This is a genomic window from Carnobacterium sp. (assembly GCF_032094055.1).
Classification (GTDB): domain Bacteria; phylum Bacillota; class Bacilli; order Lactobacillales; family Carnobacteriaceae; genus Carnobacterium_A.
In genome coordinates this window covers 45,451-46,200 of sequence record NZ_DAMDAK010000007.1, presented here as the reverse complement: position 1 = coordinate 46,200, position 750 = coordinate 45,451, and the positions used below count along the sequence as shown (strand labels likewise).

Below are 750 nucleotides of genomic sequence, written 5' to 3'. Positions count from 1 at the left end.
CGTTATGGCAATCATCCGGCCTTACTAATGTGGCATGTTTCTAATGAATATGGTGGAGAATGTCATTGTGATCTATGCCAAGAAGCGTTCAGAGGGTGGTTGAAAGAGACTTACCATAATGATTTGAATGCCTTAAATGAAGCTTGGTGGGGCCCTTTTTGGAGCCACACATTTAATGAATGGTCACAAATCCAATCGCCATCACCGATTGGAGAAGATGCGGTTCATGGGTTAAATTTGGATTGGCGGCGGTTCGTAACGGACCAAACGATTGATTTTTATCAGAATGAAATCGTACCTTTGCGTGAAATCACACCTAACATACCATTAACAACTAATTTTATGGCAGATACAGCTGATTTGATTCCGTTTCAAGGACTAGATTATAGTAAGTTTGCTAAATATGTGGATGTTATTAGTTGGGATGCCTATCCAGCATGGCATAATGATTGGGAAAGTACTGCTGATTTAGCAATGAAAGTAGCTTTTATTGATGATTTATATCGTAGTTTAAAACAGCAACCGTTTTTGTTATTGGAATCTACTCCAAGCGCAGTAAATTGGCATGAGGTCAATAAAGCTAAGAGGCCTAATATGCATTTATTATCTGCTATGCAAATGATCGCACACGGTTCAGATAGTATTATGTATTTTCAATGGCGCAAGTCTAGAGGTTCTTCTGAGAAATTCCATGGCGCTGTAGTTGATCATGATAATAGTCCAGAAAACCGAGTATTTAAAGAAGTTGCT

1 protein-coding gene is annotated in these 750 nt (G+C 38.7%); it reads left to right on the top strand.

Annotated features, from left to right (window positions below):
- Window positions 1-750: beta-galactosidase (locus tag RT405_RS02225; RefSeq protein ID WP_313467195.1), on the top strand; the 750-nt coding region annotated here is incomplete at both ends.